The sequence below is a fragment of the Streptomyces sp. HUAS MG56 genome (genome assembly GCF_058673395.1).
This window is the reverse complement of sequence record NZ_CM178722.1, coordinates 1,050,587-1,077,226: the sequence shown is the minus strand read 5'-3', so window position 1 is coordinate 1,077,226 and position 26,640 is coordinate 1,050,587. Positions and strand designations below refer to the sequence as shown.

The window sequence follows — 26,640 nt, the reverse complement described above, 5'->3', positions numbered from 1 at the left end:
GCAGGATCACCCGCGCACGAGAGATGGCCCTGCGGAGACGGCGGATCAAGAAGGGCTCCGGCCTCGTTCGTCACAGCGACCGCGGGTCGCAATACGTATCCCTTCGCTACACCGACCGGATCGCCCACATCGGCGCCTCCGCGTCCGTCGGCTCCGTCGCGGACTCGTTCGTCAACGCGCCGGCCGAGGCGCTGAACGGCACCTTCAAGGCCGAGCTGATCGAAATGCAGGGCCCCTGGACCGGCTTCGGCATTTTCCGCGCACGACGACTGGGTGATGCTCGGCGCTGGTGGCTGCGGAGCCGCGGCAGTGCGCGTGGAGGCGACTCGGGTGTGCTTCGACGTGCCGATAGCTGATGATCGTTTGGCGAGGCTTGCCTGGCGCAACCGTCGAGGCCGGACCCGCTGTTTGAAGCACGTGGTCGACGGCCGCCTCAAGCGCTCGGTCGGCCTCCAGTGCTTCTAGCGGCTGACCACCGAGTCGGCCGACGCGTCGGCGGAGGTCGTCAGCAACAACATCCCTTCACCCTGAGGGCTGCCACTGTTGGGCGGGAGGCCCGAGAAGCCCTCGTCATTCCGATCTTGAAGTGTGGCAGTCGCACGAGGTTCTCATTCAGGCGCGCGTCGCCGCGTGTGGGACGGGCCACGCCGACGGCTCAGCGTGCGGCGCGCCCAGGACGGAGCTCATCAGGGTCGACCGTCGTCAGCGCCACGGTCAGTGGCACGCCGGTGCGGGCCGCGGCGGCCAGCCGCTCGCGTACCTCGCGCGGCGTTCGAGGCCGCCAGCCGGGCCCGTCACAGCAGCCAGAGTGGAACGTGACACCCGCATTCAGCAGGGCGGTCAACGTCCGCCACCCAGCGGAGTCGCTCCGCCTCGGCACAGCGAGGTCCTGGCCCGCGTCGATCAACTCTCCACCGCAGCGCGGGCATCGGCTTGCCCACGTGCCGCGCTTCTTGAACGAAGAGCGACAGGGAAGGCACACGTAATGCCGGTTAGGGGTCCCTCCGCGAAAGCACATCGCATCAGTATGGCAAGGCCACTTCGCCTGTCCCAGCGATTATCGATGCGAAAGAGTCGGTATTCTGACTTACCGTCAGGGTGGCTGCCCCTGCCTCAACGACCGCTGTCGTTTGCGTTGCGGTCCCACGCAACGTGGTGTGACCAGGCCATGCCCAGCTGCTCCCACTGTTGGATGCGTTCGGCGTCGAGGCGTTCGCGGGCGTAGACGACGGCGGCTTCCACGCTGCGTCGCCGATACCTGCTCCCCTGCCTGTCGATGGACAGGCGCGACAGCGCCTCTCTCTCGACCCCCAAGTCGCCCTCCAGGCAGGATAATTGAGGATGTTTTCCGGTGGGATCGCGTTTTTCGGGTGATCCTGGGATCGGTTCGACCGAGGAGGAACTTTGCGTCAGACGATCATTGCCGTACTCACGACGGCCGCCCTGGCCGTCGCCGTCGCCCCTGCGGCGGCCGCCGGACCCGCCGCACGTCCGTCCCTGGAACCGCTGACCAGGCTGTCCGCCGAGCGGGTCCTCATCGCCGACCAGGTGGCCGCCGCCAAGTACCGCACGGGGCAGCCCATCGACGATTCCGCCCGCGAGCAGCAGGTACTCGACGATGTGGCCGCCCAGGCCAAGGCGCTCGGCACCGACCCGGATGAGGTGGTAGCCGTATTCAGGGACCAGATCGAGGCGAGCAAGATCGTCCAACGCGGGCTGTTCCACACCTGGGACGCGGATCCGTCGAAGGCGCCGACCAGCAGCCCCGATCTGTCAGTGATTCGCGCCGAGATCAACCGCGTCAGCGGCGAGCTCGTTCAGGCCATCGCGGACACCGAGGCGCCCCGTACCGGCCCCCGGTGCGGAGGTCGGCTGCTGGCCGCGTACCGCAACACCGACCGTACGATGCGGCTGGACGTGCTCCACTCGATCGCGCTCGGACGTTCCCTGCCGCACGTGTGCGAGGCAAAATAGCTCCCTCACCAGTGCCGTCGGCGCGCCGGGGGAGCGGTCAATCGCGCAACGTCTGACCACGATTGAACGGGTGATGTTCGCTTTCACCCGTGCGCAGGGCGTCGATCCTGCTTCGCAGCAGGGCATCTGCGTCTGCGCCCTCTGCCCGCACCGCACCGCCCGGATCCGCCCCCTCCCCGGGGCGGGCGCCCGTGCCTCGTCCGTGACCCCTGGCAGACGGTCTGGTCGCTCTCCCCGACGCGGTGGACGGGTCCGGCGCTCGCCGCCGTGTGATCGAGAAAGATGGCGAGACCGCGGCGCCGTACGCTCCGCATCCGGCCTCCCTGGCCCTGGAGCGCTGGGGTCTGGCCGGTGGATCAGGACTTCGGTGGCATCCAGGGAGTGAGGTCGTCGCGCCAGTCCTCGAAGTGTTCGAGGGCGACGCTCAGATGGGAGTTCGCTCGATACAGGGTGCCGACGATGTGGTGCGGGTCGACGGTCGGGAGCAGGGACTCGCCGTCCTCCTCGGAGGCGGCGACGGCTTCGGCCTCCCGGTCGGTGAGGTGGTCGTAAGGGTAGGTCACGGCCGGGCACGACCGGTCCGGGCTGGGGCAGGGAGTGTCGGGCGGCCACACCCAGACCGCGCCGTGGTGCCGTACGAGGACTTCGCCCACGTACCAGCCGACCGCGCGCAGGAACGGCCCCCGTCGGTCCTCGTACTGCTCCTCCCAGGTGGCGTAGCGGTCGAGGACGAGGTGTTCGAGGCGGGGGAGGGAGTCGGGGGAGAAGTCCCAGGATCCGCCTGCCTGTTCGGCGAGGGCGGTGAAGTCGGCGCGGGCGGCGTCCAGCCAGGCGTTCAGATGTGGGTTGTCCTGGTAGGAGGGGTCGTCGATGGGGCGCATGCCCGGCACTCTACGGCTACCGGGGTGCGCCCGGTTGTGTCGATCCTGTGTGCGCGGCGAGTTGACGAGGGCGTGTCAATGGTCTCGTCCGTAGGGTGAGGCTTCCGGCGGCGCCACAGATGTCACGGGGGCCCCGTGGCGCCGTATGCGAACCGAGTGGTCTGGGCTCCCACTGGAGAAGCCTCGTGACTCAACTGATACCTGCGCCCCGTCGGCGCGTGTGGCTGCGGGCCGCGCTGACCCTGGCCGCAGCTGGCGTGCTGACCCTGACCGGGCTGCCCGGCCTGCCGGGCGATGCCGCGTACGCGGCCAAGGGCAAGCGCTGCGACAGCCTTGCCGACGTCACCGCGACGAATCCGGGTACGAACGATCTGCCGTGGGATCACAACATCCAGGTCCGCGCCCCGGGTGACGTGGACACCTACACGTACAACGCCCCGCGGCAGACCTTGGACGGTCTGACGCTGCCGGGGGACGCGGAGAACCCGACTCCGGATCAGATCAAGGAGCGGGACGCGTTCCTCGACAAGTTCGACAAGAAGTACACCCAGTATCCGGAGAACAGCGAGGAGCGGGCGTTCGCCCGCTACAAGCAGTATCTCCAGGACAATCAGGGCAAGACGCCGAAGTACTCGACGTTCGCGAAGTGGCTGTCGGACGGCTACATCCTGCCGAACAACAACAACAGACGCGGCGCTGCCTACGAGACGAAGGTGATCAACGATCTCGGCCTGGTCGGCGAGGACTGGCTCTGCCAGGAGGAGATCGAGATCAAGGACAAGGACGGCAACCCCGTCATGGTCAAGGACCCCAAGACCGGCCGGATGAAGCCGCTGGTCCGCAAGTTCGACGCCGTGAACTACAAGAAGGGCGAGTTCCTGGAGTTCAAGGCCGGTCCGGGCCGCGACACCGGGCAGGACCTCGCGAATCAGAAGTTCCTGGAGGACCCCCGCTTCAGCGAGGGGAAGATCGCATATGTCAACGGGGAGTCCAAGGACTCCGCCACCACCAAGTACGTCACCAGGATGGCCGACGAGTACAAGGACGCGAGCGGCCAGCCCCGCATGCGGGCGTACGAGCACCTGTCCGACGACGTCCCGGAATACAAGTCCGTCAACTACCGCAACGTGTCCGGCTCCACGCTGGAGGATCCCGACTTCGCGGTGAACGGCAACAACCGGGCCGCCGGCGGAGCCTCACGTGTCATCGACCAGTCACCGCCCACCCCGCTCGACATGGAGAGGCAGCTCCAGCGCATCGGGAGGAACGGCGCGACCAACTTCGGTGTCCGCGGGCCGGGCGGCATCGACTTCTCCACCCTCGACCTCGCCTATGTCGGAAAGCCCGTCAAGGGCAAGGGCCTGCCGTACGCGTTCTCCGCGGACAAGATCCAGGACGAGAGCAAGGACTACGGCTGGGGCGGCAAGGCCAAGGCCTCCCTGATCTCCGACAGTTTCTTCACCTGGCTGGCGCTCACACCGGACAAGTTCTGGGTCAACCTCAACCCGGACCAGCCCGACAAGATCATGAACCCGGTGTTCGGGAAGACCGACGCGGGACGCGTGCTGCTCCAGGCCGACCTCCAGCTCAAGCACGACTACGCCAAGGACATGGATCCCCGTCAGGGCGTCGGCAAGACGTTCTGGGACGCCATGAAGGTCGCCAACGTCCCCTGCTCGCCGTCGATCCGCCTGTGGATCGAACCGAAGACCGCCAAGGTCCGCGCCGACGACAACGGCCTCTACATCCTCGACGCCCCCCTCAAGGTGAGCGTCGCCCACCTCGTCGTCAAGCACCCCAACCCCAACGGCAAGTGCGACCTGACCGACGCCCAGGAGAAGACCGGCGAGGCCCTGGTCCGGCAGTACGTCATCCCCGACGTGGAGCAGAAGGTCAGCTCCACTGCCGACTTCGCCGACCTGCGCCGCGTCTACAGCGCTCGCGTGGCCGCGGAGTACGTACGCCAGCAGGACGCGCAGAGCCCGTCGGACTACCACTCCGTCATCAACAGCGGCAACATCGGCGCGTGGCCGCTGCGCGCCCCCAACCAGCACTGGACGCCGAAGCAGACGTGGGACGACTACATGACGTCCTACACCAAGGGGGACTACTCCTACCCGTGCGAGTACGCAGGCCAGCAGAAGGTGTGCGTCATGGGCGGCGTCGACTTCTCCAAGGCGCCCAAACGGAACATCACCTCGGTCGAGTTCCGCGTACAGCACCCGTACCTGCCCAAGTCGGCCAGGACAGCCGCCAAGACGCAGCCCGATGACGCCGACAACCCGAAGCTGACCCTCCTCGGCGGCGACGGCCAGTCCACCGGCAGCGGCGGCGGCACGCCGACGCCCACTCCCACCGGTACTCCGACCAGCACGCCCACCCACCAGCCGACCACGCCCCCGGCCAGCCACACCCCGGCCCCGGGACACTCGACGCCGGCGGCCGGGCACACGCCGCCCGCCACCCCGCCTGGCGATGACAACAATGGCGGCGGCCTCGCGCACACCGGCACCCAGGTCCTCGGCATCGCCGGCATCGCCGCGATGCTCGTCGCGGCAGGAGCCGCTCTGGTCTGGTTCAGGCGCCGACACGGCACGCACCGCTGACGGCACAGACGGCACCAGCGAATCGTCGCGGCTCCCGCACCCGCCTTCCGGGCGTGGGAGCCGCGTCGTCATCCCGCGCTGGCGGCCCGACGCCACATCGCCGTTCTCTCACCGAGCAGGCCCCGGAGGCGAGGCGAGCCGGTGCGGACGGCGCGGGCGGGCGAGGAGCGGAGCCGCCTTCCCCGGAGCGGTCGTGCCGTTCCGGGGAAGGCGGTCGATCGGCGTTCGGTGCTGTTGCGTGGGTCAGCGGACGACGTGGACGGTCACTGGCGTGGAGGTGCGATCCGTCGTCGCGTGCTGGTGGTGCTTGTCGGTCGAGTACAGCACGGAACGGAACTGCAGCTCGCCCGTGTGCGGGGCCTTGACGTTCGCGCGCGCGTCGCCGTTGAAGCTTCGTGTGACGGCGTGCCAGTGGCCCCAGTGGCCGGGTTTGCCGGACCGCTCCTGTATGACGAGCGTGGTGTACCGCTCGGCGTCGTCATCACCCTGGCCGCGTACCTTCACCACGTGGCCGGCGTGCACGGTGTGAGGAGTGGCCTGAATCGAGATGTCGCCCTTCGCGAACGCCGGGGATGCCGCCAGTGCAGCCGAGGCCACACCCAGCGCGCCGACCGCCGCGAGACGCTTCATGCCAAGCTTCATGCTCGGGTCTCCTTTGATATCTTTGCTCCCTTTGCGTCAACTGGGCTTTATTAATCCCTAATTGACGCTCTTTCATCGGAGAAGAGTGGTTGCCGTGCCAAGAAGTTGGCCCCCGATTGTCACTGCCTCGTAACTGCAGTGGGCCGACCACCCACGCTGCCTCACCGTGTACGGACCAAGGCGAGCTGCCTGACAGCCAACCTGGGCGTCGACATAACTGATCGACACGCTGATCTTGACCGGGTTGGCTGGGTGGCATGCCAGAGCTGCGAACCGATCGTCTTCTGCTCCGCCGGTGGCGGGAGTCCGACCTCGAACCGTGGGCGGCCATGAACGCCGATCCCGAAGTCCGAGAACACCTGGGGGCACTGCTGACGCGGGAGCAATGCGATGCCTCGGTGGCACTCATGCAGGCCGAGTTCGACGAGCGTGGCTTTGGGTGGTGGGCGCTCGAAGCACGGGAGACCGGTGAGTTCATCGGCCGTGCCGGCCTGGACGAGGTGGGCGGGGACATGCCGTTCGCGGGAGTGGATGTCGGTTGGCGGTTGATGCGTTCGGCGTGGGGTCACGGTTACGCCACCGAGGCCGCCCTGGCCTGCCTGGCTTTCGGCTTCGAGGCCCTCGGGCTGCCGGAAGTGGTGGCGTCGACGACCGTCCACAACCTCCGTTCCCAGGCAGTGATGCGCCGGATCGGCATGACCCGGGATCCGGCCGACGACTTCGAGGATCCGAGCGTGCCCGAGGGGCCGCTTCGCCAGTGTGTCCTGTACCGGATCCGCTCGTGCCCTCGCGAAGTGATGTAGTCACCGGCCGAGCTGATTCGGTTCTGGCGGGAGAAGCCGCCGGTCGCAAACCTGCCACTCGCCGTGGTGCTCGGCCAGGACTGCGGCTGCGACGCGGTCCGGGGCCGCAGGGTTGGGAAGATCTGCCCAAGTGGGCCGGCGGGGAGTCCGCGAACGCGCTGCTATCCGTCGAATCCTCCAGCAGCAGCGTCCTAACCTGTGGGAACTCGCGTCCGAGCATGTCGGTGACCACGTCCAGCTGGGTGCGGACGGCCTCTGCCGTGGTCTGCGCGCAGATCGTGCGGATATCACCAGCTGGACATCCTCCAGGGCACGGGCCCGTAAGGAGCGCAGGAACTTACCCAGAACGGCCGCGACTGGCTGTCACCAACCATCAGCCCGAGGATCGGTGGCCGGTTGCGGAGATTCCCGTGGCGATGACCACGGCCTGGGACACGATCCGATGGTGCACCCTGGCCTTGCAGTAGGCGGCATCCAGGCAGACGTAGGGGAAGACGGTGTGGTCCAGGCTAGGGAAGAACGGCCCGGCCGCACCTTCGGGATCTTCAGATCGAGGTCACCGGCCTGGGTGGTCAGCCCCCGCTCCCGGTGGCCGTTGCGTCAGGTCGTGCACCTCTCGGAGTGCTCGCCCCGGGCGGCACCGACGACGTCCGTGGCCTCGGCCTCGATGAGCTCCCGCCGAATGCTCTCGCACAGCACCCTGATCGTCTCGACTACGTCAGCCGTACGTAGTGACTCCGGCATCCGCATCAGATCGGTTTGGGACAAGGCCATCGCGGGCTCCTCCGGTCGAACTGCCCATTCACCAGGTCGACTTACGCGATGGCTTGCATCTGGTCAGGGAGCAGTCACGGACAGAAGGTGCACACCCTGGGCAGATACCAGCGCGTTCACGTCGAACGACCGGCTACAGTTCCTGCCCGGCTGGGTGAGAGAGCTCGAAGACCTCCCGCGACCCTGACTACGCCGCCAAGAAGGCCAGGCTGGAGCACCTCTACGCCGTCGCCGACGGCGAGGTCATGAGCCCGACCGGGAACCCCGCCCCCGCCGGCGGGCGACCTGCGCCCGCCCGCACGGTTTCCGCCACCTCTTCGCCGCGAATGACCCCGCACCTGACCGCGAAGAAGCACACCCGCGTCGGCATCCTGGTGAACGGCGTGAAGTCCACCAGCTCTGGCTCCGGCGTCACGTCCACCTTCGTGGGCCTCGACTCCGGCCATCCGCTGGGCCTGACCCTGGAGAACGTCAGCCTGGACGTCACGGCGTTCACGGCCTCGTACCCGAACATCGGCCTGTACAACAGTGACATCACACCTTCCGGCAACGGCGTGACCACCGGCTCGGTGAACGGCAGCGGTTCCGTACCGTGCTGCACGTTCCCCTCCTTGCCGAGCCTGTAGCCTGCGCCCCGGATCACCGCACCGCTCGACGGGGTACGCCGTGACATCGCACGTACCCCGTTCCGCGATCCGTCGGTCACCGGTCTCCCGGCAGCAGATGCTGGTCGACCTGCGTGAACGACCAGGATCCGGACCGGCGGCGGAAAACCCACACGAGGTCGAAGCGGTCCGGCCAGGTGGCCGGCGTTCCTGGTGCGTCCGCCGCGCCCAGCCCTGCTACGACGGCGGGGATCCGGCTGTGCTCCCAGCAGATCAGTACGGGGCCCGGCGCGGTCAGCGCGGCCTGCGCGAGCCGGCGCTCGGACCCTTCGGCGAAGTCGGTGTCGACGGTCAGCCCGAGGTCCTTGGCCAGCGGGGTCACGGTCTGGCGCATGCGATGGGCGCCCGCGTTCGGGCCCTGGTCGGCGGCGGCGAACACCGTTGCCGGTCGTGCCAGTCCCGCCCTGGGCGGCGAGAACAGCTTCGGGAGCGCGTGTGCCCGCTCCCAGCCCCGGGCCGTCAGCGACTTGCTGTCCGGTCGCCCCGAGTCGTCCATCCCGCTCAACCCGGAGGTGGGCTTTTCGCCGTGCCGGATCACCATCACCACGGTCCCGTCAGCGGCATGCACCGTGGGTGAACCGGCCGCTTCGGGTTTCTTGTGCGAGTCGCCGCATCCGACGCCGAATTGGGCGACCGACACGAGGGCCGCGCCCAGCAGCAGACGACGAGCCACAGGGGCGGAGGACAGCGAGGGGGGTTCACCGACTGCACGCACGGGCCGACCTTACGCCGACGACGGCGCGGTTTGCTCGCGCATACGAGGAGATTGCGAGGAGTTGGCGGGCTGTTGGCCTGTGCCGACAGCCCGACGGCCGGGCTCCACGGTGCCGACGACGAACGCACTGGCCGGGACCGCGTACGTGAACAACGTGTTGTTGCCGCGACAGGTGCCGATCGGCAGGCTTCGAGAACTCGGCTCGCCGGAGGCGCCGCGCGCAGGAGGTCCAGTCCAGGACGAGGCGATGTTCTGACCCGCGGTGACGGTGTCGGCCGTCACGCCCACGGCCCGTGCGGCGACGGCCAGTTCGTCCTGGAAGAGGGTCTGGGTGTACGTACCCGGCCTCAGCACCAGGCTGCTGAAGTTGCCCGTCGACGCGTCCGGCGTGCACCAGTACTGCGCCGTGATGTCGGCGAGGCCGACCAGGGTGGTGGAACGGCTCGTGGCGCCGGATGTCTCGCCACTCGCCGGTGGTCGGGGCGCCATACGGGTGCGGAGGGGCCTGTGGTGGAGCAGGTCGGCCGGTGACGTCGGCGTCCCGGCTCTCGTCGCAGCTGGCTCCTTCGGCGCAAACCTTCCTGGTTCGCTGTGCACTGCGGCACCGGAACCCCCGCTTCACTGTGCAACCAGACACTCCACATGAAGCGTTGCCGACCCTAGATTCGCGATGGAGCGCAAACAGGCAAACCGATGTGCGGACGAAAACCGGAAATCGTCCGCGGCCCCTCACCAGGGCCTCCACTCACACAGGGGGAACTTCACGCATGCCCAAACTCGGGAAGTCCAAGCGCGCGATCGCCATGGCCGCAGCAACCGTCGCTCTCGCCGCCGGCACTGCTCTCGGCGCCGGCGGGACCGCCAACGCCGCCGTGAGCGGCCCGGATCCGTCGACCACTGACTGGTTCAAGCTCTATCTGCAAAACGACTCGGGCGGTCGCACGTTCCTGGTCTGCAACGAGCAGTCCGGCCCCAACACGGTCGGCGTCCAGGTCATCGACTCCGGCTGGAACAACCTGAAGTTGCAGGACGTCAACACCGGGGCGACGTTCTACAAGGCGAACATCTACTTCAACCGCGGCGCCTGTAAGGAGTACAACGTCATCGGCAGTGATGGCAGCACGATCCTGGGGCTCATCACGACGCCCAACATCTACGACACGGGCTGGGTGACTTTCAACTGACCTCACCGGCGCGTGTGACCTCGCGGTGAACGATGCCCTCTCTGGCAGGTCCCGGGGAGGGCATCCTCATGCGCCGCCGTCCCACACCCAGCAGGTGGCGCGCCGAGCCGCGCAGCTCTGGGTGCTCGCCGGCGACCCCGGTCAGAGGATGAGAGGCGTTGCGGCATTGCTGCTCATGGCAGGAGGCTGTCCGGGTGGTTTCTCTGCCGTCGCGCGAAGAGTCGACCGTCCGTTGCGTTTCTCCCATCGGTGGTCGCATCCCGGCACGGGGACCCCGCCCAAGCTCCCAGGGCCCGTCTTCGTCCACTCCCGACACCTCGCACTCCCCAGGGCCGACTCCGGAGGCGGCAAGCGCGCCCCTGAACGGGGCCGAGCACCGCACGCGGGCGAGGACCCCGGCTGCGCCCTTCTCGGTATCGCCCTGGACGCTCTCAGCCGCCTGGGTGCCATGGACGTGATCCTGTTCGTGGACGACAACGCCCGCCCGCCTGGCGACGATCGAGCGAGGGCGAACTCGGCTGTGAGCTGGGCAGGGTCCCGAAGTGGCAGTCCGGTTTGGAGACCAGGGCTGAACACCGGGCAGGTACCCCGTGCGTGCGCTTCCAGCGGAGCTCCTCTGGCGATGGCGGTGACGGTCGCATCGCATCGTGTAAGGGCGTCGGGACAGCGCTGTTGCGACGTGTCGAGGTCCAACACCGCGCCCCGCCAAGGCTCCCAGGGCTGCTCCGGTTGGCGATGCGGGGATGGTCCCGTGGATTTCGTGTAAACGTGAACAGTACTTTCGCTCGGGCCGGTCTAGGTCGGGCAAAGGGATCTACCCGCATAGAGGGATTCGCTGATGTCATGCACGCGTCCGCCCGGAATCCCTGCCGGGCATCCCCACCGGGAGATCCCCCATGTCCCCCCTGCCCCACATATCGCGCCCTCTGGTGACCACTCTGTCGGCCTTCGCGCTTGCCGCCGCGGGCCTGACGGCCACCATGGGCACCGCCCACGCGGCCAGCTGCAGCCAGTCCTATCTCCCCCTGCCCGACTCCAGTTGCACGCCGGGCGCCCTCAACCCGGACGTGACGCAGGACACCATCGACTCGACCATCTGCGTCTCGGGCTGGACCTCGACCGTCCGGCCCCCGAGTTCGTACACCACCGCGCTGAAGAAGCAGCAGATCGTGGAGTACGGCTACGCGGACACCAGCCTCTCCGACTACGAGGAGGACCACTTCGTCCCGCTCGAACTCGGCGGCAGCCCGACCAGTGAGCAGAACCTGTGGCCCGAGCCCCGCTACGACACGGGCACCGGGTACGTCTCGGCGAACAAGGACACCGTCGAGAACAAGCTCAAGACGGCCGTCTGCGACGGTCAGGTGAACCTCTCCGACGCGCAGAACGCCATCATGACCGACTGGACGACCGCTCTGTCCAACCTCGGCCTGAGCTGACCTCGGACCGGAAAGCGGCGGGGCCCTCCGTGCGGGAGGGCCCTGCCGGCGCCGGTCCGTTGTGCAGAACCCCGCGCTACTGCGTGGCCGGGGCCACCAGTCCAGGCCGAGGCCGGCCACGCGCTGCGCCGACGGTGGCGGTGAGAAGGCCGGGGCGTGCCGCCTCAGCGGTCCTTCCTGCTCCCCGGCGACATCATCCGCCGGCAGTCGGTGTCGAGGCCGTTGCTCAGCCCGACTGGTCATCCATCGGCCACACCCTGCCCGCCGTCCGGTGTGGCGCACCGCCCGTGTGTGGGGAGGCATCTGACGGCCCGTAGCAGGCGACAGCATGCGCGGCCACGTGGCCCTGGGGCCGGGCCCGCGCACCTGTGCGCCCGGGCCCCGGCGAGTAAAGCGGTCCACGGGTCGTGGAGCATCTGCGCAGCTGCCGCTCGTCCGTGAGGGGATCGTCATGAGTTCGCTTGGTCGGGCTGTCCTGTAAGTTGCCTCTGTCTTCCAACGGCGCGGCTCGGCATGGCAGTTGCTCTGCGGCGTACTGCGCCGCACGACCCGTTTCTCCCTGTCCCGCACTCGTGCCGCACGCCATCTCGGTCTGTTCCTCGCCGCGGAGTTCACATGCGCTCCCTGACCATCCGGCTCCGGCCCGCGTGCCCTCACCATCACAGCTGGCGACACTGTCCGCTGGGCCAACCAGGACCAGGCTCCCACGACGTGAAAGCCACCTCCGGCCCGGAGTCGATCCACGCGCCGATGCTGAGCAAGGGCGGCAGCTGGAGCCATACCTTCACCAGGGCCGACGGAGTCGCCTCCGCGTCCCGCCCGCTCGGGCCCGATCCCTCCTCCTCACCGGAGTCGTCGTCGGGGTCGCCGTGCTCTGCCTGGTCCTGGTCGGATCACGCGCTGGGCCGTAGGGTCACCGGAGTCGGCGAGGTGATCGACCTTCTGGTGGGCCTCGGTCACCGCACGATCGCGTGTGTCATCGCCATCGGCATGCTCACCGCCCTGCGGGGAGGCGGGGGGTCCGGTTCCCCACGATGTCTCCGTCGTCGGCCATGACGACGACACCCTGTCCCGGCTGACCTGCTTCGATCTGACCACGGTCAGCCAGAGCACCGAGGAACAGGCCCGTCAGGCAGAGTCCTGGCCGTCGTCGAACGCTTCGACCAGGGCCGTAACGAGCCACGCGGGATCGTCCTCGTTCCCTCCCGCGTCGTTCGCGCGATCACCGCGCGGCCACGCTGATCGTGCCGAACGACTGCCGTCGGCCCAGACCAAACACCGAACCGCCGAGCACGTCTTCGCCTCGGCCCCCGCCCAGCACATCCCCGGAACCGCCGCGTCATGGAACTCCGCCGGCTGGTGGCCGAAGGTGGTCCCTGTGAAGCCACGGCTTCTGAGCGGCGTGTTTGGATGTGTTGGTGATCATTAACGCACAGGAAACTTCCGAGCCGCGGACGTACGTGGACCGGATTCTGGAGCACTGGTGCAAGGACGAGGACACCGAGGCGCTCGTCCAGGGGGCGCAGCGGCTGACCAGGGGGGAGGCTCGGCGGCGGCTGTTCAGGTTGGGGCATGCGCTGCGCGGGCAGGGGCTCGCGCCCGGCGACGGAGTGGGGCTGTTCCTGGCCAATCGCGTGGACTCCGTCCTGGTGCAGCTCGCCGTTCATCTCATCGGCTGCCGCGTGGTGTTCCTGCCGCCCGAGCCAGGGCCGGGCGAGCTCGCCGCGCTGGTCGAGCAGTCCCGGGCGTGCGCCGTGGTCACCGACCCGCTCTTCGCGCAACGGGCCGCCGATGCGGCCGGTCGCAGTGTCCATGCCCCTGTACTGCTGAGCCTCGGGCCCAGTGAGCAGCGGTGCACGGACCTGCTGGCCCTGGCGGCAGAGTGCCCGGCCGTGCGCCCAGACGGCGTGCCCGCCCCGGGAGCGGACGAAGCCGTCACCGTCCTCTACACCGGCGGAACTCTGGGCCGTCCCAAGCTCGCCGCACACAGCCACCGGCTTTACGACGCGCTGGTGGACCTGCTGGAAGACGCTCCGCAGAACTCCCGCCCCGCGGTCTTCCCGGCCATGGACCAGGGCACGGACAGGGTGCTCGCCTCCACACTGCTCACGCACGGCAGCGGCCACCTCACCTCGGTCCAGGCTCTGGTGACGGGGTGCACCCTCGTCGTGCTGCCCGAGTTCGAAGCGGGCGCGGCGTTGACGGTGCTGCGCGAGGAGCGGATCACCGCCACCATGTTCGTACCGCCCATGCTGTACGCGGTTCTCGACCACCCGGCGTGCGAGCCGAACGCTCTGCCTGCGCTGCGGCGGATCGTCGTCGGCGGCGCGGCCACGTCGCCCAGCCGGCTGCAGCAGGCGGTCGAGGTGTTCGGGCCCGTGCTCAGCCAGGGCTACGGGCAGTCGGAGGCGCTCGGGATCACCGTGTTCGGTGCGGAGGATCTCGCCTCGGAGGGAGCCCGCCGCCCCGAGCTCTGGCGCAGCTGCGGTCGCGTGATATCCGGCGTCGAGATCGAGATCCGTGGGGAAGACAGCGCGGCGGCACTGCCCGTCAGGCAGGTCGGCGAGGTGTGCGTCCGTGGCGAGACGGTGATGCTCGGCTACTACGAGGACCCGGAGCGCACCGCGGCGGCGCTGCACGACGGCTGGCTGCGCACCGGGGACATGGGCTATCTCGACGCCGAGGGGTACCTCTATCTCGTCGACCGGGCCAAGGACATCATCGTCACCGGCAGCACGAGCGACAACGTCTACTCCAGGGTCCTGGAGGATTTCCTGCTCACGCTGCCCGGTGTGCGCAACGCGGCGGCGCTGGGTGTGCCGGACGAGGAGTACGGGGAGGTCGTCCAGATCTTCCTGGCCACGGCCGAGGGCGCTGACGTCGACCCGGAGGCGGTCGGCGCGGCGGTGACCGCAGAGTTGGGCGCGTTGTACACGCCCAGGAAGACAGTGCTGCTGGACCACCTGCCGACGACCAGGGTCGGCAAGGTGGACAAGAAGGCGCTGCGCGCCGCGTGGGCCAGCGGGGTCTTGGACATGCCGTAGGTTCCGTCGCTGTGGAGGCACGTCGGCCGATGCGACGTCAAGTGCGCCCGGAGGACACGATTGTCGTGGCCCACCTCTACCGGCCGCCCTTTCCCCTGTGGAAAGGCCGAAGAAGTGCGGAACGGTGAGGTGGTTCGGCCCGGATTCCGCGAGTCGCGATGAGTCCTGTGGCGTCCGGCGGTCCTACTGTCGAACCCGTCACCGAGGAGGGCTTCTGATGCGCAGCGTGACCTGTTCGATGAACGTCTCGCTCGACGGTTACATCGTCGGGCCGGACGGCGACTTCGACTGGACGGCGCCCGACGAGGACGTCTTTCGCTTCTGGATCGACGAAATCCGAGAGGTCGGCGTCCACCTGTTGGGACGACGGCTGTACGAGACCATGCTGTACTGGGAGACCGCCGATCAGGATCCATCGCTCGACGACTCCATGCTTGAGTGGGCCGCACTCTGGAAGCCGCTCCCGAAGGTGGTGTTCTCCACCACGCTGTCCGCGGTGCAGGGCCGTGCCCGCCTGGCTTCCGGTGGTCTGGCGGAGGAGATCGAGCGGTTGCGAGCCGAGCCGGGGGAGGGCGACATCGCGATCGGGGGCGCGACCCTCGCCGCGGAGGCGGCCGCGTTGGGTCTGATCGACGAGTACCGGGCCATGGTCCACCCGGTGCTGGTTGGCGGTGGCATTCCGTTCTTCCCCCGGCACAAGCGCCGGGTGGATCTCGAACTCGTCGAGACCCGCACCTTCAGCTCAAGAGTCGTCTACCTCCGCTACCGGGTGGCGCGCTAGCGTACGCCAACGTTCTTTCAGCTCCGCCGCGGTGCGCTCGCCGAGCGCTCGGACGTCTCTGATCAGCGCGTTTTGCATGCGTGTGGCGACGTGGAGGGTCTGCTCGGAGCGGCCGAGGCGGCGGCGGACGGGGACATGGATGCCGATGCCGGCGCTGATGTAGCCCTTGTCCGCGGGACCCCGTGCGACCGCGGAGCCCCACACAGGGTCGCCATCCGGCGCGGACAGGAACTGCACGTTGCCGCCGAACGCCTTGTGCTCCTGGCTGAACCACCCGTCATTGCCGTTCTCGGGCGCTCCGGCGCCGTGGAGGGCGGCGTAGGCACGCGCGACGGCCAGGCTGTCACCGGCCCGGGCGCCGCCGGGTCGTGCGGAGAATCGCTCCGCTTCGCCCTTGGCGAGGCCGAGTTGGTCGAGCAGAGACTGTTGACCCTGCTGCAGCTGGCGGGTAATGGGTGATGTGGTGACGCAGCCACCGCCGGCGGCAGCTCGCTAGGCCGTGCAGGTTGTCGTCAGTGCGCAACTGGGCCGCGCTCAAGCACGTGGGTACGGGCCCCGTACCAACCGCGCTGCCGGTCGATCGGCCAGGGCGGGTTCCACACTGTCAACGGTCAAACAATGTGGCGGCGTCAACAATTATGTGGCGGTGTCGTTGTGGCACGGCGCGCATACGGGGCGGGATCCACCCTCAGCCGCCCACCGTCGGGCCGGTGTGCTTGCGGGCAGTGGCTCGGACGTGGGCGATGACGGGTGAGGTGGCGAAGACGTCGCCGAGTTGCGCGAGCCAGTCGGCCTCGGCCTCCAAGGGCTGATGGAGTGCATCCGTGCCGCTGGCATCGGCGTCGCGAGGAGTTGGGAGGGCACCGACGGCCGCGCGTTCGAGGGCGCCGGCCAGGGACGCGGCTTCGGCGATGAGTGAGACCTGCTCTGCGGCCGGGGGGAACCGACGGGTGGCCTCGGCAAGCCAGTCGACGGTGCGCGGATCCGTGTAGTGCCGGAGGATCATACGGGCATCCTGGATCTCGATGACTCTCCGGTAGAGCGCGAAGTGCACCTGGGACGGCCCGAACTGCCCTCGCGGCGCAATGAGCGTGATCTCGGGCAGCACGGCGTGCATTTCGCCCCATAACGGGGTGAGCGCACGGTAGCGGCGACAGGCGCCGAACCAACCACGCACGGCGGTGGAGATCGGTGCCCACAACGTGGTGCCGACCCCGGCCGCGAGCAGCCCTATGCACAACCCGCCCAGCACGGCGGACAAGGTGTCGTCCCCGCTGTCCTGGGCGCTGGTCATCGCCTCGCGGATCATGTCGTCGACTCCCCAGGCGTCCCACGCCAGACCGGCCAGGGCGCCGAGGGTGAACAGGCGCATCGCGGTGCGCAGGAGGCCGGGTCCGGCCAGGCGGGCACGCCGGGCCAGCGGGCGGACCAACGCAGCCAGACAGTAGCCGAGGTACAGCGTGATGATCGCGTCGTACCCGACGAGGTACCACCGGTGCGACGGGTTGGTGACCAGATCGCCGCTGACCAGCCGCGGACGAGCGAGGAGTTCCAGTGCGAGTGAGGTCAGCAGGGCCCCTGCCGTGAGGACCAGCTCCCGGCGGACCGCACATCGGGGCGGCTCCGCGGCGTACAGGGCGAGGGCGAGCAGCCGGAACGCACACGCCGCGCACACATACAGGCCGGCGCCCAGCAGCACCGGCAGCAGGACCAGCCGTAGGCGCGCGGCACTCTCGATGGTCAGGGGATCGAGCAGGCTCAGCTTGGCGCCCAGTGCCGCCGCCGCGAGAGAGCCGTACCGGGTAGCGGCCGAGAGGCCCTTCCAGCGGACGCGGCGGAGATAGCAGGCGCTGAGTACGAAGACCGCGGAGATCAGGTAGAGGCCGATGTCAGTCACGGCCGTCCTGGTCCGGTGCCGGAGCGAAGAAGACGTCGAGGCTCAGGAACCGCTCGCGGTGTAGTGACGCCATGTCGGCTCGGGCCGCCCTGCTCATGATCAGCGACGCCAGCAGTTCGGCCTCCCGCTCCTGCGGTTCGTCGTAGCCGGTGCGTCCGAGCACCCGCCGTACCAGGTCGGAGGACAGGTGCGGCAGGAGTGTCTGGGATGTGACCGGGGAGAGCGGTGTGGTGCCCGCGTGGTCGAACAGCAGGTGGGCGGCCTCGTGGACGAGGATGTGCTGTCGGTGCAGGGGGCTGGTGTCGGCTGTGTAGAGGATGTAGTCGGTGCCGCTGGTGGACACCAGCAGGCCGCAGGGAAGGTCGGGGCGGGAGGCCACCGGCACCAGCTCGATGGCTCGTCCGCGCCTGCGGCCGAGCCGGGCGAGTAACTCCGCGGCGTCGAACGGCTCGGGTAATTCGAGCTGTTCGGCCATCTGTCTGCATCGCCGCACCGTGGGCCCGAAATCGCCTCGACGCACCGCTGTCCCCACCTCACTCGTCGAACCCTGTACCGGTCGGCCGGAGCCCTTGCCGCGCTGTCAGGACGTCGGCCTGTTGCGGGCCGCGTCCCGTCGTGCGATGACGTCGATCAACTCGCTCACCGTGTCCAGCCCCTCTGGTGAGAGGTTGACCGCGCGCAGGGCCACGCTGCGCACACCGGCATCGCGCATCGCGCCGAGCAGTGCCAGTTCCCTGGCGATCTCCGCGCCCTCCTGCTCGTCGAAGAAATAGGCGGGCGGGACCTGGAAGAACTGCGCGAGCGCCTCCAGATGGCGCTTGGTGGGGTTGTCGCGGCGACCGGTGCGCAGTTGCCACAGGTAGGTCGTGGAGAAGGACTCGCCCGTCGCCTCGCGACAGGCACTCGCCACCTCCTCGTTGCTGTACTGCTCACGGTCGGGCCGGCGTACCGTCTCGAACAGCGCCTCGATCTTGGCCGCAAGCCCGGACGGCTCGGTCAGCTCTCCCTTCCGGGCCGAGTCCACTACGTCACACCTTCTTCGCCTTGTGCGGGGTTGAGCCTGAATGAACGACGGATGCCTTGCTCCGCAACGATAGCTAATGGCGGCGGCAGCCTCCAGACGCACGCGGCCTGCCTCGTGGGCACCCGGATCAGGGGCCCACGAGGCAGGAGACCGGCTGCGTTCCCCGGTGAGTTGACCTGGCCGGTTGTGCGCCCCCCCTCCGACCGCACACCCGTGGCCTTGAGGTCACGCCGAGGCTACGACGGTCAGAGGTTGGGGTTGATGGGTGTGTTGCTGTCGGAGTGGTGCCAGTCAAACTGCTGGTTGATGTTGGGGGACGGGCCCTTTCCTGCGCCCATGAGGTGGTACGAACCGCGCGGTCCAGGCATGCCGGTGGAGTTCAGGCAGGCGTTGGCGCCATTGCACACGCTGCGGTTGCTGTCGAACGTCCAACGCTGGTGTGCATCACTGGAGTTGCATGGGACGGCGATGGTGTCAGGTCCGTCGGAAGGCCCGTTCGCGACGTGACCCCACAGGCACTGACCGTCATTGGTGCTGTGGATCAGGCCGTTCTGGTCGACGAACCAGAACTGGTTCCAGGAGCCGTCACACGGTTTGAGTACGACCGGACGGCCTTGGCCGTTGATCTGCCGGTACTCGTCCATGCAGAAGTAAGTCCCGTTGTTGGAGGGCGGCTTGTAGAGCGCGGCGAGGAACCCGTAGGCGTAGGGCTGGGGGTTGACCGGGTCCGCCTGTGCGGACACGGAGCACAGGGTCAATCCCAGGCCGAGCGCGATCGCCAGGGCCGAGACCATCTTCCATATGTGCCTCACAGGTTTGATTTCCCTTCTGTCGAGCGTCAGCGAAGCCTGCTCCGTCATGTTGGCGATGTGAGCAGTGGGGTCGGGAGCATTCCGAACGTTCCCGAACGAGTACGGGCAGCAGATGTGTATGAAAAAGGCCGTGACCATTCATCTGAGTTGACGCTCGCCGGTGGGGTGACGACACTTCGTGACTGACACCGAAGTCGGTTCGACGCAACGGAGGTTGGATGTGGCGACGTCACAGGTGACTGCGGTGGCATCGCGCAGATGCCAGGCAACCGCAACAAGCCCCTGGGCGATACCGGACCTCGCAGGCGTATGCACCCTGGATGCACTGGCCGAGCGGCTGACGCTGCTCAGGCAGGACGCCGGAAACCCCTCCTACACGACGATCACCCGGCGGATCAGTGCAGCCAGAGCCGCCCGCGGCGTGCCGGCGGAAGAGCGTGCCCCGGGCCGTATCACGGTGTACGACTGCTTCCGGACAGGGCGCCGGCGTATGGACGTGGAGTTGTTGTCGGACATCGTGCAGGCGCTGGGTGCAGACCCCGGCCCGTGGCGCCGCGCCCACCGCGCGGCATCCGGCCCCGCTCTCCCTCTTCCCTCCGCGGTGCGACGCCGATGAAGAACCGACTGGACCCGACAAGGGGGACGTACCTCCCCGTTGAGGAAGCCGGGGGAGTGGGTTGGGCGGGGTGGTTGGGGTCTGGGCTACGGCCGTCTGGGTCCCTCAACCGCCGTTAGGCCCGCCCCCCGCCCCGCCGTCGCCGCGGCGGGGCGGCAGCCTTGGCACTACCGTCCCCGACTTCCCAAGACGGCAACGCGCCTGCCAGATACCCGTAGGCACCCCGACCCAGCCGGCGAGCTGCTTCTTGGCCGTCTCGTCGCGCAGCCCTCCAGTGAAGGCGCGTACCGCGGCTTTGGCGGATGCGGTTGGCCCAGGGCGCACGCACACCATCCCCGACGCCTTCGCGACCTCGATCGCCGTGGATCGTTCCACCAAGTCCTCGGCTCTGCCGAGTTCTTCCGCCGGGCTCAGGACACTGAGGTAGCCGCCCGGGGCGGGGCCGCGGCCGTCTCCGGTCGACTCGTGCGGCCGTTCGGCTGCCGGGTCTTGCGGCCGCTCCCTACGGCTGCCAGGCCAGTCCGATGTAGTCGCCTGGGATCTTCGCCGTGCGGGCGACGATTCCCGGAACGGCCGGGTCCATGGTGTCGATGAATTCTTCCCCGGGCTTCTCCGAGCCCCAGGCGGCACCGATGGCCGAGCCGATGCGTTCCACGAACGCGACTTTCCTGCCGTCCGGCGAGAAGACCGGGTCCCCGTAACCAGGAAGGACACCGTTGCCCGCGCGCGGTACCGCCGTCAACTGCTGCCATTGGCGCGCCGCCAGGTCGTACTCGATGAATCCCCCGTCATTTCCTCCGTCAGTGGAAGCGGTGGCCAGCAGCCGACCGCTCTCCGGCGACCAGCTCAACTGGCCGGTGAACGTTGGGAAGTGGGAGCCGTGGCGGCCTGCGTAGTCCGGCAACTGCGTCGCCGCTGCCGAGCCCTTCTTCACCCAGATGGTGTTGTCGCCGATGAAGGCGAGCGTTTTGCCGTCGGGGGAGAACTGCGGAGTGCCGCTGATCGCAACGGAATTGGAGACGCCGAGGTTGAGCCGGGTGAGGTGGCTGCCGTCGAGACGGGCGCTGTAAACGGTGGGAGTGCCGTCGACGTAGCTCATGAGCGAGAAGATGAGCGTTCCGCCGGGGCCGAAGGACGGGGCACCTGTGAGGTAGTGCTGGGCGTCCGGTGAGCGGTAGACGAGGCGTTCGCCGGTGCCGTCCCGGCGCAGGGTGTGGAGTTCATAGGGGGCGACCTGGCGCTGGATCCGCGCCGTCTTCGTCACTGCGATCAGCTTTCCGTCCGGCGAGACGGCGGGGAAGCACACATTACCCATCGCGGCGGAGGTCAGCCGTCGGTTGGCGCCGGTGACGGGATCGATCGAGACGAGATAGGACGTCCCGGCCGGTGCCTGCTGCGTCCGGCAAGTGATCAGTGCACCATGGCCGGACGGCCTTCCGGAGGCCGGTGCCGCGGAAGCGGCTGCCGTGGTGCAGGCCATGATTGCCGCGAGGAAGATCGCCGCTGGTCTTCTGCGTAACCTCAAGCGCATATGAACCCCCTGGTGGGAACCCCGGCTCGGCGGGAGAACACGGTGGCTCCCCACCGCCGTCCCGCGATTTCCCGGAAGCATAGGCAGCCCGAAGCTGCTCAAAGTCCGCTCGTGGCGAGCGGAAATCCCTATCTACGTTCCATTCGGGATCCAGGGCGGCCGAGGGCGCGTACCCGGCCTACGCCTGGCATTCGGGTGGGCGGCACGGTCCCGGACAGCTCATCGTGCCGCGCGCCCGGGGCGCACGGCGGCGACTGGCACCGACCGCCGCCTCCCGTAACCCTGCCGCGGGCTCCGCGCGCATATGTCCGTCCTGCATGCCTCACCGCGATGCGCTGGAGTCAGCGCTGCCTCGTTGGGGAGTGGGGCATTTGTTTCCTGCCCACCCATCACGCAGAGGCCGCGCCGACGCAGAACTCGTTGGCCTCGGGATCGGCCATCACGACATGGTGCCTGGGACCTTTCCAGGACGGTTCCGCCCACTCGCACCGGGCGCTCGGACTCCGCCTTGATCCGTGCCCATCGCTCGTCAGACCTGCCGCGCAGGTCGAACTGCGCGAACCGCTCCGCACGTGTCTCGAAGGGAGCAGGGGGTGGTTCGTCGACAGAGCCCAGGGCTGTCTCCCAGAAGACGGCAAGAACCTGCACGTCCGCACCATCGAGCGTCAGGTCGATTCTTGTTGCCTTGGAGGGGCCTTACTGCGTACCTCTGACAGCCCAGGAATGACAGAAGCCGCGGGTATCAGCAATGCGCCGACTTCGATCACGCCATCGAGGGCTCTTTGCCTCGCGGCCGAGCCTGCTGGGGCAGCACACCGACTGGTCGAGCACGGCCACCTCGTCGGCGCCGGTGCAGGGAGTGCCGGGCCACAGTGGTTCCCAGATCACCTGGGTGGCGGGGTTGGACGGGCCGCCGACCGCGGCAGGCGGAACAGGAGGGCGTCGATGAAGACGCCGATGGCGAGGGCGATCGGTTTGAGCATGGTGCTGCCGCCGGGGACGGAGCCGCGAGCACCGCGCATACGAGCAGCAACAGCAGCAACAGGCCGATCCAGGTCTATAGGTCAATGGCGAACAGGGATGCGGCGTTGCCAGAGGAGAACTGTTGGCGTTCTGCGTCGGAGGAGAAGTTACCTAGAAACAACCGAATCTCCTCCTTGGTCGGTCGTTGGAAGGGGTAGTCGGTCGCGAAAATCAATCGGTCGACTGAGGTCACCGACAGAGCATGCTGCAGATGTGCGGGGTTGAGCATGCCGGAGGCGGTGATGTGGAAATTCGATCGGATGTAGTCGGATACGGAGCGCTGCAGGCCGGCGGTCCGGGAGATGCTGTCGGCCCGATCCAGCCAGAAGAGCAACCCCTCTCCCCAATGGCCGAGCACCACCTGAAGGCCGGGATGCCGGTCGAAAGTACCTCGGAGGATCAGCCGCAACGCTGCTGTTGCGGTGTCCATGTGCCATCCCCAGCCGAAAGTGGCCAGGGCGAGTTCCGTCTTGGGGTCGAATCCGCGATATGAGGCATCGCGGACAGCGCTCGACGGCAGTTGGGGGTGAATGAACACGGGCTGACCGAGTTCCGATGCCGCGCCGAAGAAATCGTCATAGACGGGATCGTCGAGAAACAGATCTCCTGATCGGCCGTGCACCATGGTTCCGACGTGCCCCATACCCGCGGCTCGTTCGAGCTCGGCGGGAACGTCCTTCGGTGAGGACATGGGCAGGGTGGACATCGAGCGAAAACGGGCAGGGTTTCGGGCGACGGCCGCCGCGGCCACGTCGTTCGCCGCGCGACTCAGCGCCAGGGCTTCCTCGGGTGGCAGCGACTGCGTTCCGGGCGGAGTCAGGGCGAGGATCGACAAGTCGATGCCCTGCGCGTCCATCGACGCGATGCGGCCCGCCGCCAGGTCCTCCAAGCACTCCTGGTTGTCGTCCATCTCCCCGAGAACGAGACTTTCATCCGGGTGGGGTAGGGCGTGGAGAGCAGCCGTCAGATCCGGCATGCCCCAGTGTTCTTCGATGGCGATGATCGGCACGATCTCCTCCGTGAGGCCGTTCCAATCCGGCGAATGGCTGCCGGTGAGTGCTGGGGTGGATCGCAGGGTTCACCAAGGGACGGTCCGGCCGAAGCGGTCCAGATACGCCAGACCGGGCGTGCCCAGTCGGGAGAGCAGGACGTCCACCAGCAAGGGGACGGTCTCCTCGATGGTGAACGGTGCATCCGGACCACCCAGGGCGGTGCGTATCCAGCCAGGCGCCATGAGTACGAAGGCGCGCTGTGTCTCGCGTTGCCGGGCCGCGAAGCTCCGCAGGAACATGTTCAGGGCTGCTTTGCTCCCTCGGTAGACCTCGCGGCCTCCGGTCGTGTTGTTCGTGATGCTGCCCTGTCCGGAGGACATCGCGCCGATGAGTCCTGCCGGTGACACCAGATCTTCGAGGGCTTCGATGACGCGCATCGGACTGAGCGCGTTGGTGACCATCACGTGGATGAAGTCGGCTGTCGCGACCGAGCCGATGGGCGTCTGCTCGTTGTTGGTGGTGCCCGCATTGACGAAGAGCACGTCGAGTCGGTGGTGCGCCAGACGTTCGTGCAGCGAGGTCAGGTGGCCGGGGTCGTTGATGTCGAGGTGCTCGATGGTCAACCGTCCGTCAGCGTGATCCGAGAGATCGTGCAGCGGCGTTCGGGCAGTGGTGTCGCGAACGGTGCCGACGACGTTCCAGCCCCTGTCGAGGAACTCCGCCGCCATCGCGTGGCCGAGGCCGCGTGAGGCCCCGATGATGAGAGCGGTGGGTGGACGTTGTTCGGTTCCAGTCGATGACATCCAGCGTCATCTCCGTTCTTCGAGAGTTGCTGTACTCCGCTCGGGCATCGTCGATGCCGCGGGATCGGTATAGGGCGCTGCCCGTTGCTGTGGCTGGCGCCTCAACCCGTGCGCTTCAAGTGTTCCGTCCGCACGGCATCGCAGGCGAGTCATGAATGCTCGTTTGTACGATTGCTGATATGGCAAGGGCACTCGTGACGGAATCCGCTTCAGTACAGCCTGACGATGTACGAATCATCCGGGCGCTGCAGATCGCTCCGCGGGCTTCGTTCGCCGCGATAGCGACCGCCCTCGGCCTGACCGAGGGCACGGTCAACCGTCGGTATCGCCGCCTGCGCGCGGACGGCGTCATCCGCGTGGCCGGCGTGGTCAACCCGGGTGCCTTGGGGCAGAGCAGGTGGCTGGTGCGACTGCGCTGTCGCCCTGGCAGTGGCGCGGCGATCGCCGACGCGCTCGCCAAGCGTGACGACGTCAACTGGGTAGCCCTGAGCGCGGCGGGCTGCGAGATCACCTGCGCTACGCAATCCCGGACGCGGGAACAACGCGACGACCTCCTGGGGCAGCGGCTTCCCCGCACTGCAGCGGTGATCGACATCAACGCCTTCGCCATGCTCCGCCAGTTCCTCGGAGGCCGCGGCCACTACTGGTCCGCCCTGCAGGGCACACTGTCCCCGAAAGAGGAAGCGGCGCTGGGGAGCAGCGGGCCCCCTTTCATCGAGTCTCCAGTCGTCACTCGCGAGCCACCGAGCCTTACCCCCGAGGACGAGAAGATGCTCGATGCGCTCGCTGCAGATGGCCGCGCCAGTCTCGTAGATCTCGCCACAGCCGCCGACCTCACTCCGGGACGCGTCTCGCGACGTCTTGACATTCTGATCCAGCACGGCGTCGCCCACATCGACGTCGAGATCGCCGCAGCAGCCTTGGGCTATCACGCTCGCGCGAACCTCTGGCTTCGCGTGCACCCGTCGTCCGTGAAGAGCGCGGGCCGCACACTCGCGCAGGAACCCCAGATCGCCTTCGTCGCAGCCATCTCCGGGCCCTGGAACATACACGCTGTCGCACACTGCCGGGACCTCGACGAACTGTTCGAGTTCACTTCGGATCGCATTGGGTCCCTGACCGGACTGCAGAGCATGGAGGTCTCACCCGTCCTGAAGCATGTCAAGCAGGCCGGCACTCGGCTCTCCGACGATCGCCTCGTCGAGCCATCCAGCGCTCGCGCGCGACGCTGAGAGGCTGGTCCCATGATGATGCCGTGGGCGCGGGCGGTGGTCAGGTCGTGGGTGTGTCCGGGTGTCGCGCGCGAGAAACACGGGGGCGGGACGTCCGGGACTGCGACGACCTGCACGTCCATGCCGTACCACTCGATGTTTCATCGAGTGGTACGGCTCACCGGCCTTGATGCGGTCAGCGAGTAGCCGTAGTTCTGGCCCGCCTGCGCGTACGTGGCGACGCCGCCCGCGTTTCAGGGCCCAGGCGAGAGGGCGCATGGTTGGGCAGGCGTCGATTCGGCAGTCTCGTGCGCTGTAGGGCGCGAGGGCGTCCGTGAGGCCCTCGTCGGCCCACATCTGCGGACTGATGGCGTTCCGCCGAGCCGACGGGACACGATCACATGCACTTCGAGAGGCAGTTCCGTCCGCCTGGGGGATGGCGATCCCGCTCCGGCTGCCGCCCAGTCCACCGGCAGCCCTGCGGCTTTCCGCGCGTGCCGGTACGTCAGTGCCCACCCCCAGGGCTGCCTTGAGGCAACGGTGGGGTGGCGGATTCAGGGGGCTGTGAGCGTGTCGAGTTGTGCTGCGAGGTCGGGGTGAGGGGCCGTCAGGTAAGGGCGGGTGGCGTTGAGGGGGTGGATGAGGTCGGCGGGGTCGTCGCGGGCGAGGGCTTCGTGGAGCTGGCTGAGCGGGAGGCGGGCCGCCGGGGGCAGGTCGGTGAGGGCGGTGATCTGGCCGGCGATGCTGCGTAGGTCGGCTGCGTTGCGGCGGGCCCAGGCGGCGGTGGTGCGTTCGGCGGCGCGGCGTTCGCGGGCGGCCTGGACGCGTTGTTCGCCGGTGGTTCCTGCGGGTCCGGGCCGACCCCGCAGGTAACGGCGTTCGGCGGCCTGGCGGCTGGCGACGCCGAGGGGGTGGGCAAGGTCGGCCCAGCTGGCACCCGCGTGGCGGGCGGTTTCGATCAGGCCGTTTTCCCACCCCGCGAGCTGCTCGCGGACCTGGCGCAGCAGCAGCAGCGAGGCCAGGGCCTGCTCCGGGCCGACGTCGTGGGTCTCGGCAGTCCCGGGGACCTCATGCCGGGCGGCATGCAGAGCGTCGTCTATGGCGTGCAGGGCTGCCGCGGCGGCGAGGAACGACGCCGGGCTCGGCGTGTCGGCGCTGGATGGTGCCGGCTGGTCGGCCGGGGTCATAGGCACCTCCCTCATGTCGTCCATCGGACGACAACA

Annotated in this window: 24 protein-coding genes and 5 pseudogenes; 12 read left to right on the top strand and 17 right to left on the bottom strand. The window is 68.2% G+C overall.

All coding sequences use genetic code 11. From position 1 onward, the window contains the following. Positions 1 to 14: 14 nt before the first annotated feature. Positions 15 to 248: pseudogene (locus AC4OXY_RS05485) on the top strand (IS3 family transposase); the annotation flags it as partial. Between the two features lie 865 nt (positions 249 to 1,113). On the opposite strand, the gene AC4OXY_RS05480 reads toward AC4OXY_RS05485, so the two are convergent. Then, positions 1,114 to 1,314, bottom strand: coding sequence for a hypothetical protein (locus AC4OXY_RS05480; protein ID WP_491993299.1), 201 nt, complete (start codon positions 1,312 to 1,314; stop codon positions 1,114 to 1,116). A 90-nt stretch (positions 1,315 to 1,404) separates the two neighbouring features. Here AC4OXY_RS05480 and AC4OXY_RS05475 point away from each other — a divergent pair, with 90 nt between their 5' ends. Next, a complete protein-coding gene (locus AC4OXY_RS05475; RefSeq protein WP_491993298.1) occupies positions 1,405 to 1,974 on the top strand; it encodes a chorismate mutase in 570 nt (189 codons plus the stop codon). Between the two features lie 356 nt (positions 1,975 to 2,330). Here AC4OXY_RS05475 and AC4OXY_RS05470 read toward each other — a convergent pair whose 3' ends face one another. Next, entirely contained in the window at positions 2,331 to 2,855 is a 525-nt protein-coding gene (locus AC4OXY_RS05470; RefSeq protein WP_356033748.1) for a hypothetical protein, read from the bottom strand. A 185-nt stretch (positions 2,856 to 3,040) separates the two neighbouring features. Here AC4OXY_RS05470 and AC4OXY_RS05465 point away from each other — a divergent pair, with 185 nt between their 5' ends. After that, on the top strand, positions 3,041 to 5,461 hold the full coding sequence (locus AC4OXY_RS05465; RefSeq protein ID WP_356033746.1) for a hypothetical protein: 2,421 nt from the start codon (positions 3,041 to 3,043) through the stop codon (positions 5,459 to 5,461). A 243-nt stretch (positions 5,462 to 5,704) separates the two neighbouring features. Here the strand turns inward: AC4OXY_RS05465 and AC4OXY_RS05460 are convergent, their stop codons facing one another. Then, positions 5,705 to 6,103, bottom strand: coding sequence for a hypothetical protein (locus AC4OXY_RS05460; RefSeq protein ID WP_491993297.1), 399 nt, complete (start codon positions 6,101 to 6,103; stop codon positions 5,705 to 5,707). 257 nt (positions 6,104 to 6,360) lie between these two features. Between AC4OXY_RS05460 and AC4OXY_RS05455 the strand changes: the two genes are divergently transcribed. Next, positions 6,361 to 6,906: a GNAT family N-acetyltransferase gene (locus tag AC4OXY_RS05455; protein WP_356033741.1), complete on the top strand. Its 546-nt coding sequence runs from the start codon at positions 6,361 to 6,363 to the stop codon at positions 6,904 to 6,906. Here the strand turns inward: AC4OXY_RS05455 and AC4OXY_RS05450 are convergent. Beyond that, a pseudogene (locus AC4OXY_RS05450) lies at positions 6,907 to 7,680 on the bottom strand (transposase). A 167-nt stretch (positions 7,681 to 7,847) separates the two neighbouring features. On the opposite strand from AC4OXY_RS05450, the pseudogene AC4OXY_RS05445 reads away from it, so the two are divergent. Together AC4OXY_RS05445 and AC4OXY_RS05440 are read left to right on the top strand one after the other, a co-directional pair. After that, a pseudogene (locus tag AC4OXY_RS05445) lies at positions 7,848 to 8,047 on the top strand (IS630 family transposase); the annotation flags it as partial. Then, on the top strand, positions 8,007 to 8,306 hold the full coding sequence (locus tag AC4OXY_RS05440) for a hypothetical protein (RefSeq protein ID WP_402070518.1): 300 nt from the start codon (positions 8,007 to 8,009) through the stop codon (positions 8,304 to 8,306). The pseudogene AC4OXY_RS05445 and the gene AC4OXY_RS05440, both read left to right, overlap by 41 nt. 76 nt (positions 8,307 to 8,382) lie before the next feature. On the opposite strand, the gene AC4OXY_RS05435 is transcribed toward AC4OXY_RS05440, so the two are convergent. Beyond that, positions 8,383 to 9,060: a histidine phosphatase family protein gene (locus AC4OXY_RS05435; RefSeq protein WP_491993296.1), complete on the bottom strand. Its 678-nt coding sequence runs from the start codon at positions 9,058 to 9,060 to the stop codon at positions 8,383 to 8,385. 9 nt (positions 9,061 to 9,069) lie between these two features. Beyond that, entirely contained in the window at positions 9,070 to 9,549 is a 480-nt protein-coding gene (locus AC4OXY_RS05430; protein WP_402070523.1) for a hypothetical protein, read from the bottom strand. Between the two features lie 278 nt (positions 9,550 to 9,827). Here AC4OXY_RS05430 and AC4OXY_RS05425 point away from each other — a divergent pair, with 278 nt between their 5' ends. The 5 genes from AC4OXY_RS05425 to AC4OXY_RS05405 all read left to right on the top strand — a co-directional run bounded on the left by AC4OXY_RS05425 (position 9,828) and on the right by AC4OXY_RS05405 (position 15,508). Next, positions 9,828 to 10,244, top strand: coding sequence for a hypothetical protein (locus AC4OXY_RS05425; protein ID WP_356033733.1), 417 nt, complete (start codon positions 9,828 to 9,830; stop codon positions 10,242 to 10,244). A 929-nt stretch (positions 10,245 to 11,173) separates the two neighbouring features. Beyond that, entirely contained in the window at positions 11,174 to 11,683 is a 510-nt protein-coding gene (locus AC4OXY_RS05420; RefSeq protein ID WP_356033731.1) for a hypothetical protein, read from the top strand. A 973-nt stretch (positions 11,684 to 12,656) separates the two neighbouring features. Continuing rightward, entirely contained in the window at positions 12,657 to 13,112 is a 456-nt protein-coding gene (locus tag AC4OXY_RS05415) for a substrate-binding domain-containing protein (protein WP_491993295.1), read from the top strand. A 31-nt stretch (positions 13,113 to 13,143) separates the two neighbouring features. After that, positions 13,144 to 14,727: a class I adenylate-forming enzyme family protein gene (locus AC4OXY_RS05410; protein ID WP_491993294.1), complete on the top strand. Its 1,584-nt coding sequence runs from the start codon at positions 13,144 to 13,146 to the stop codon at positions 14,725 to 14,727. Between the two features lie 217 nt (positions 14,728 to 14,944). After that, positions 14,945 to 15,508 carry a dihydrofolate reductase family protein gene (locus AC4OXY_RS05405; RefSeq protein ID WP_491993293.1) on the top strand — a complete coding sequence of 188 codons (564 nt, stop codon included), beginning with the start codon at positions 14,945 to 14,947 and terminating at the stop codon, positions 15,506 to 15,508. A gap of 688 nt (positions 15,509 to 16,196) precedes the next feature. Here the strand turns inward: AC4OXY_RS05405 and AC4OXY_RS05400 are convergent. From AC4OXY_RS05400 to AC4OXY_RS05360, 9 genes and pseudogenes are all read right to left on the bottom strand, one after another. After that, positions 16,197 to 17,405, bottom strand: coding sequence for an MAB_1171c family putative transporter (locus AC4OXY_RS05400; RefSeq protein WP_491993292.1), 1,209 nt, complete (start codon positions 17,403 to 17,405; stop codon positions 16,197 to 16,199). Next, positions 17,398 to 17,880 carry a ParH-like protein gene (locus AC4OXY_RS05395; RefSeq protein ID WP_491993291.1) on the bottom strand — a complete coding sequence of 161 codons (483 nt, stop codon included), beginning with the start codon at positions 17,878 to 17,880 and terminating at the stop codon, positions 17,398 to 17,400. Before AC4OXY_RS05395 ends, AC4OXY_RS05400 begins: the two co-directional genes overlap by 8 nt. 105 nt (positions 17,881 to 17,985) lie before the next feature. Beyond that, a complete protein-coding gene (locus tag AC4OXY_RS05390) occupies positions 17,986 to 18,429 on the bottom strand; it encodes an XRE family transcriptional regulator (RefSeq protein WP_356033715.1) in 444 nt (147 codons plus the stop codon). 245 nt (positions 18,430 to 18,674) lie between these two features. Continuing rightward, positions 18,675 to 19,289: a ricin-type beta-trefoil lectin domain protein gene (locus AC4OXY_RS05385; protein WP_491993290.1), complete on the bottom strand. Its 615-nt coding sequence runs from the start codon at positions 19,287 to 19,289 to the stop codon at positions 18,675 to 18,677. A gap of 1,070 nt (positions 19,290 to 20,359) precedes the next feature. After that, positions 20,360 to 21,337: a TolB family protein gene (locus AC4OXY_RS05380; protein WP_491993289.1), complete on the bottom strand. Its 978-nt coding sequence runs from the start codon at positions 21,335 to 21,337 to the stop codon at positions 20,360 to 20,362. A 440-nt stretch (positions 21,338 to 21,777) separates the two neighbouring features. Then, positions 21,778 to 22,063: pseudogene (locus AC4OXY_RS05375) on the bottom strand (VOC family protein). A 209-nt stretch (positions 22,064 to 22,272) separates the two neighbouring features. Further along, positions 22,273 to 22,410, bottom strand: a complete 138-nt coding sequence (locus tag AC4OXY_RS05370; RefSeq protein ID WP_491993288.1) for a hypothetical protein — start codon at positions 22,408 to 22,410, stop codon at positions 22,273 to 22,275. Between the two features lie 35 nt (positions 22,411 to 22,445). Continuing rightward, positions 22,446 to 23,420, bottom strand: a complete 975-nt coding sequence (locus tag AC4OXY_RS05365) for an amidohydrolase family protein (protein ID WP_491993287.1) — start codon at positions 23,418 to 23,420, stop codon at positions 22,446 to 22,448. A gap of 69 nt (positions 23,421 to 23,489) precedes the next feature. Further along, positions 23,490 to 24,206, bottom strand: a complete 717-nt coding sequence (locus AC4OXY_RS05360) for an SDR family NAD(P)-dependent oxidoreductase (protein ID WP_356033700.1) — start codon at positions 24,204 to 24,206, stop codon at positions 23,490 to 23,492. A gap of 179 nt (positions 24,207 to 24,385) precedes the next feature. Here AC4OXY_RS05360 and AC4OXY_RS05355 point away from each other — a divergent pair, with 179 nt between their 5' ends. Then, positions 24,386 to 25,438 (top strand): Lrp/AsnC family transcriptional regulator, encoded by a 1,053-nt coding sequence (locus AC4OXY_RS05355; RefSeq protein ID WP_356033697.1) that lies wholly within the window; start codon positions 24,386 to 24,388, stop codon positions 25,436 to 25,438. 14 nt (positions 25,439 to 25,452) lie between these two features. Here AC4OXY_RS05355 and AC4OXY_RS05350 read toward each other — a convergent pair. Together AC4OXY_RS05350 and AC4OXY_RS05345 are read right to left on the bottom strand one after the other, a co-directional pair. Next, positions 25,453 to 25,612: pseudogene (locus AC4OXY_RS05350) on the bottom strand (IS5/IS1182 family transposase); the annotation flags it as partial. Positions 25,613 to 25,971: 359 nt separating this feature from the next. Next, the gene (locus tag AC4OXY_RS05345) at positions 25,972 to 26,604 is read right to left on the bottom strand and encodes a type III effector protein (protein ID WP_491994792.1); all 633 of its coding nucleotides are present in this window, start codon (positions 26,602 to 26,604) and stop codon (positions 25,972 to 25,974) included. Positions 26,605 to 26,640 lie beyond the last annotated feature (36 nt).

What these genes read in the sequence shown, in the direction of transcription:
- AC4OXY_RS05470 (WP_356033748.1), bottom strand. Translation starts at nt 2,855, where the DNA reads ATGCGCCCCATCGACGACCCCTCCTACCAGGACAACCCACATCTGAAC.
- AC4OXY_RS05460 (WP_491993297.1), bottom strand. Translation starts at nt 6,103, where the DNA reads ATGAAGCTTGGCATGAAGCGTCTCGCGGCGGTCGGCGCGCTGGGTGTG.
- AC4OXY_RS05455 (WP_356033741.1), top strand. Translation starts at nt 6,361, where the DNA reads ATGCCAGAGCTGCGAACCGATCGTCTTCTGCTCCGCCGGTGGCGGGAG.
- AC4OXY_RS05440 (WP_402070518.1), top strand. Translation starts at nt 8,007, where the DNA reads ATGACCCCGCACCTGACCGCGAAGAAGCACACCCGCGTCGGCATCCTG.
- AC4OXY_RS05430 (WP_402070523.1), bottom strand. Translation starts at nt 9,549, where the DNA reads ATGGCGCCCCGACCACCGGCGAGTGGCGAGACATCCGGCGCCACGAGC.
- AC4OXY_RS05425 (WP_356033733.1), top strand. Translation starts at nt 9,828, where the DNA reads ATGCCCAAACTCGGGAAGTCCAAGCGCGCGATCGCCATGGCCGCAGCA.
- AC4OXY_RS05405 (WP_491993293.1), top strand. Translation starts at nt 14,945, where the DNA reads ATGCGCAGCGTGACCTGTTCGATGAACGTCTCGCTCGACGGTTACATC.
- AC4OXY_RS05395 (WP_491993291.1), bottom strand. Translation starts at nt 17,880, where the DNA reads ATGGCCGAACAGCTCGAATTACCCGAGCCGTTCGACGCCGCGGAGTTA.
- AC4OXY_RS05385 (WP_491993290.1), bottom strand. Translation starts at nt 19,289, where the DNA reads ATGACGGAGCAGGCTTCGCTGACGCTCGACAGAAGGGAAATCAAACCT.
- AC4OXY_RS05380 (WP_491993289.1), bottom strand. Translation starts at nt 21,337, where the DNA reads ATGGCCTGCACCACGGCAGCCGCTTCCGCGGCACCGGCCTCCGGAAGG.
- AC4OXY_RS05370 (WP_491993288.1), bottom strand. Translation starts at nt 22,410, where the DNA reads ATGCGCGGTGCTCGCGGCTCCGTCCCCGGCGGCAGCACCATGCTCAAA.
- AC4OXY_RS05360 (WP_356033700.1), bottom strand. Translation starts at nt 24,206, where the DNA reads ATGTCATCGACTGGAACCGAACAACGTCCACCCACCGCTCTCATCATC.
- AC4OXY_RS05355 (WP_356033697.1), top strand. Translation starts at nt 24,386, where the DNA reads ATGGCAAGGGCACTCGTGACGGAATCCGCTTCAGTACAGCCTGACGAT.
- AC4OXY_RS05345 (WP_491994792.1), bottom strand. Translation starts at nt 26,604, where the DNA reads ATGACCCCGGCCGACCAGCCGGCACCATCCAGCGCCGACACGCCGAGC.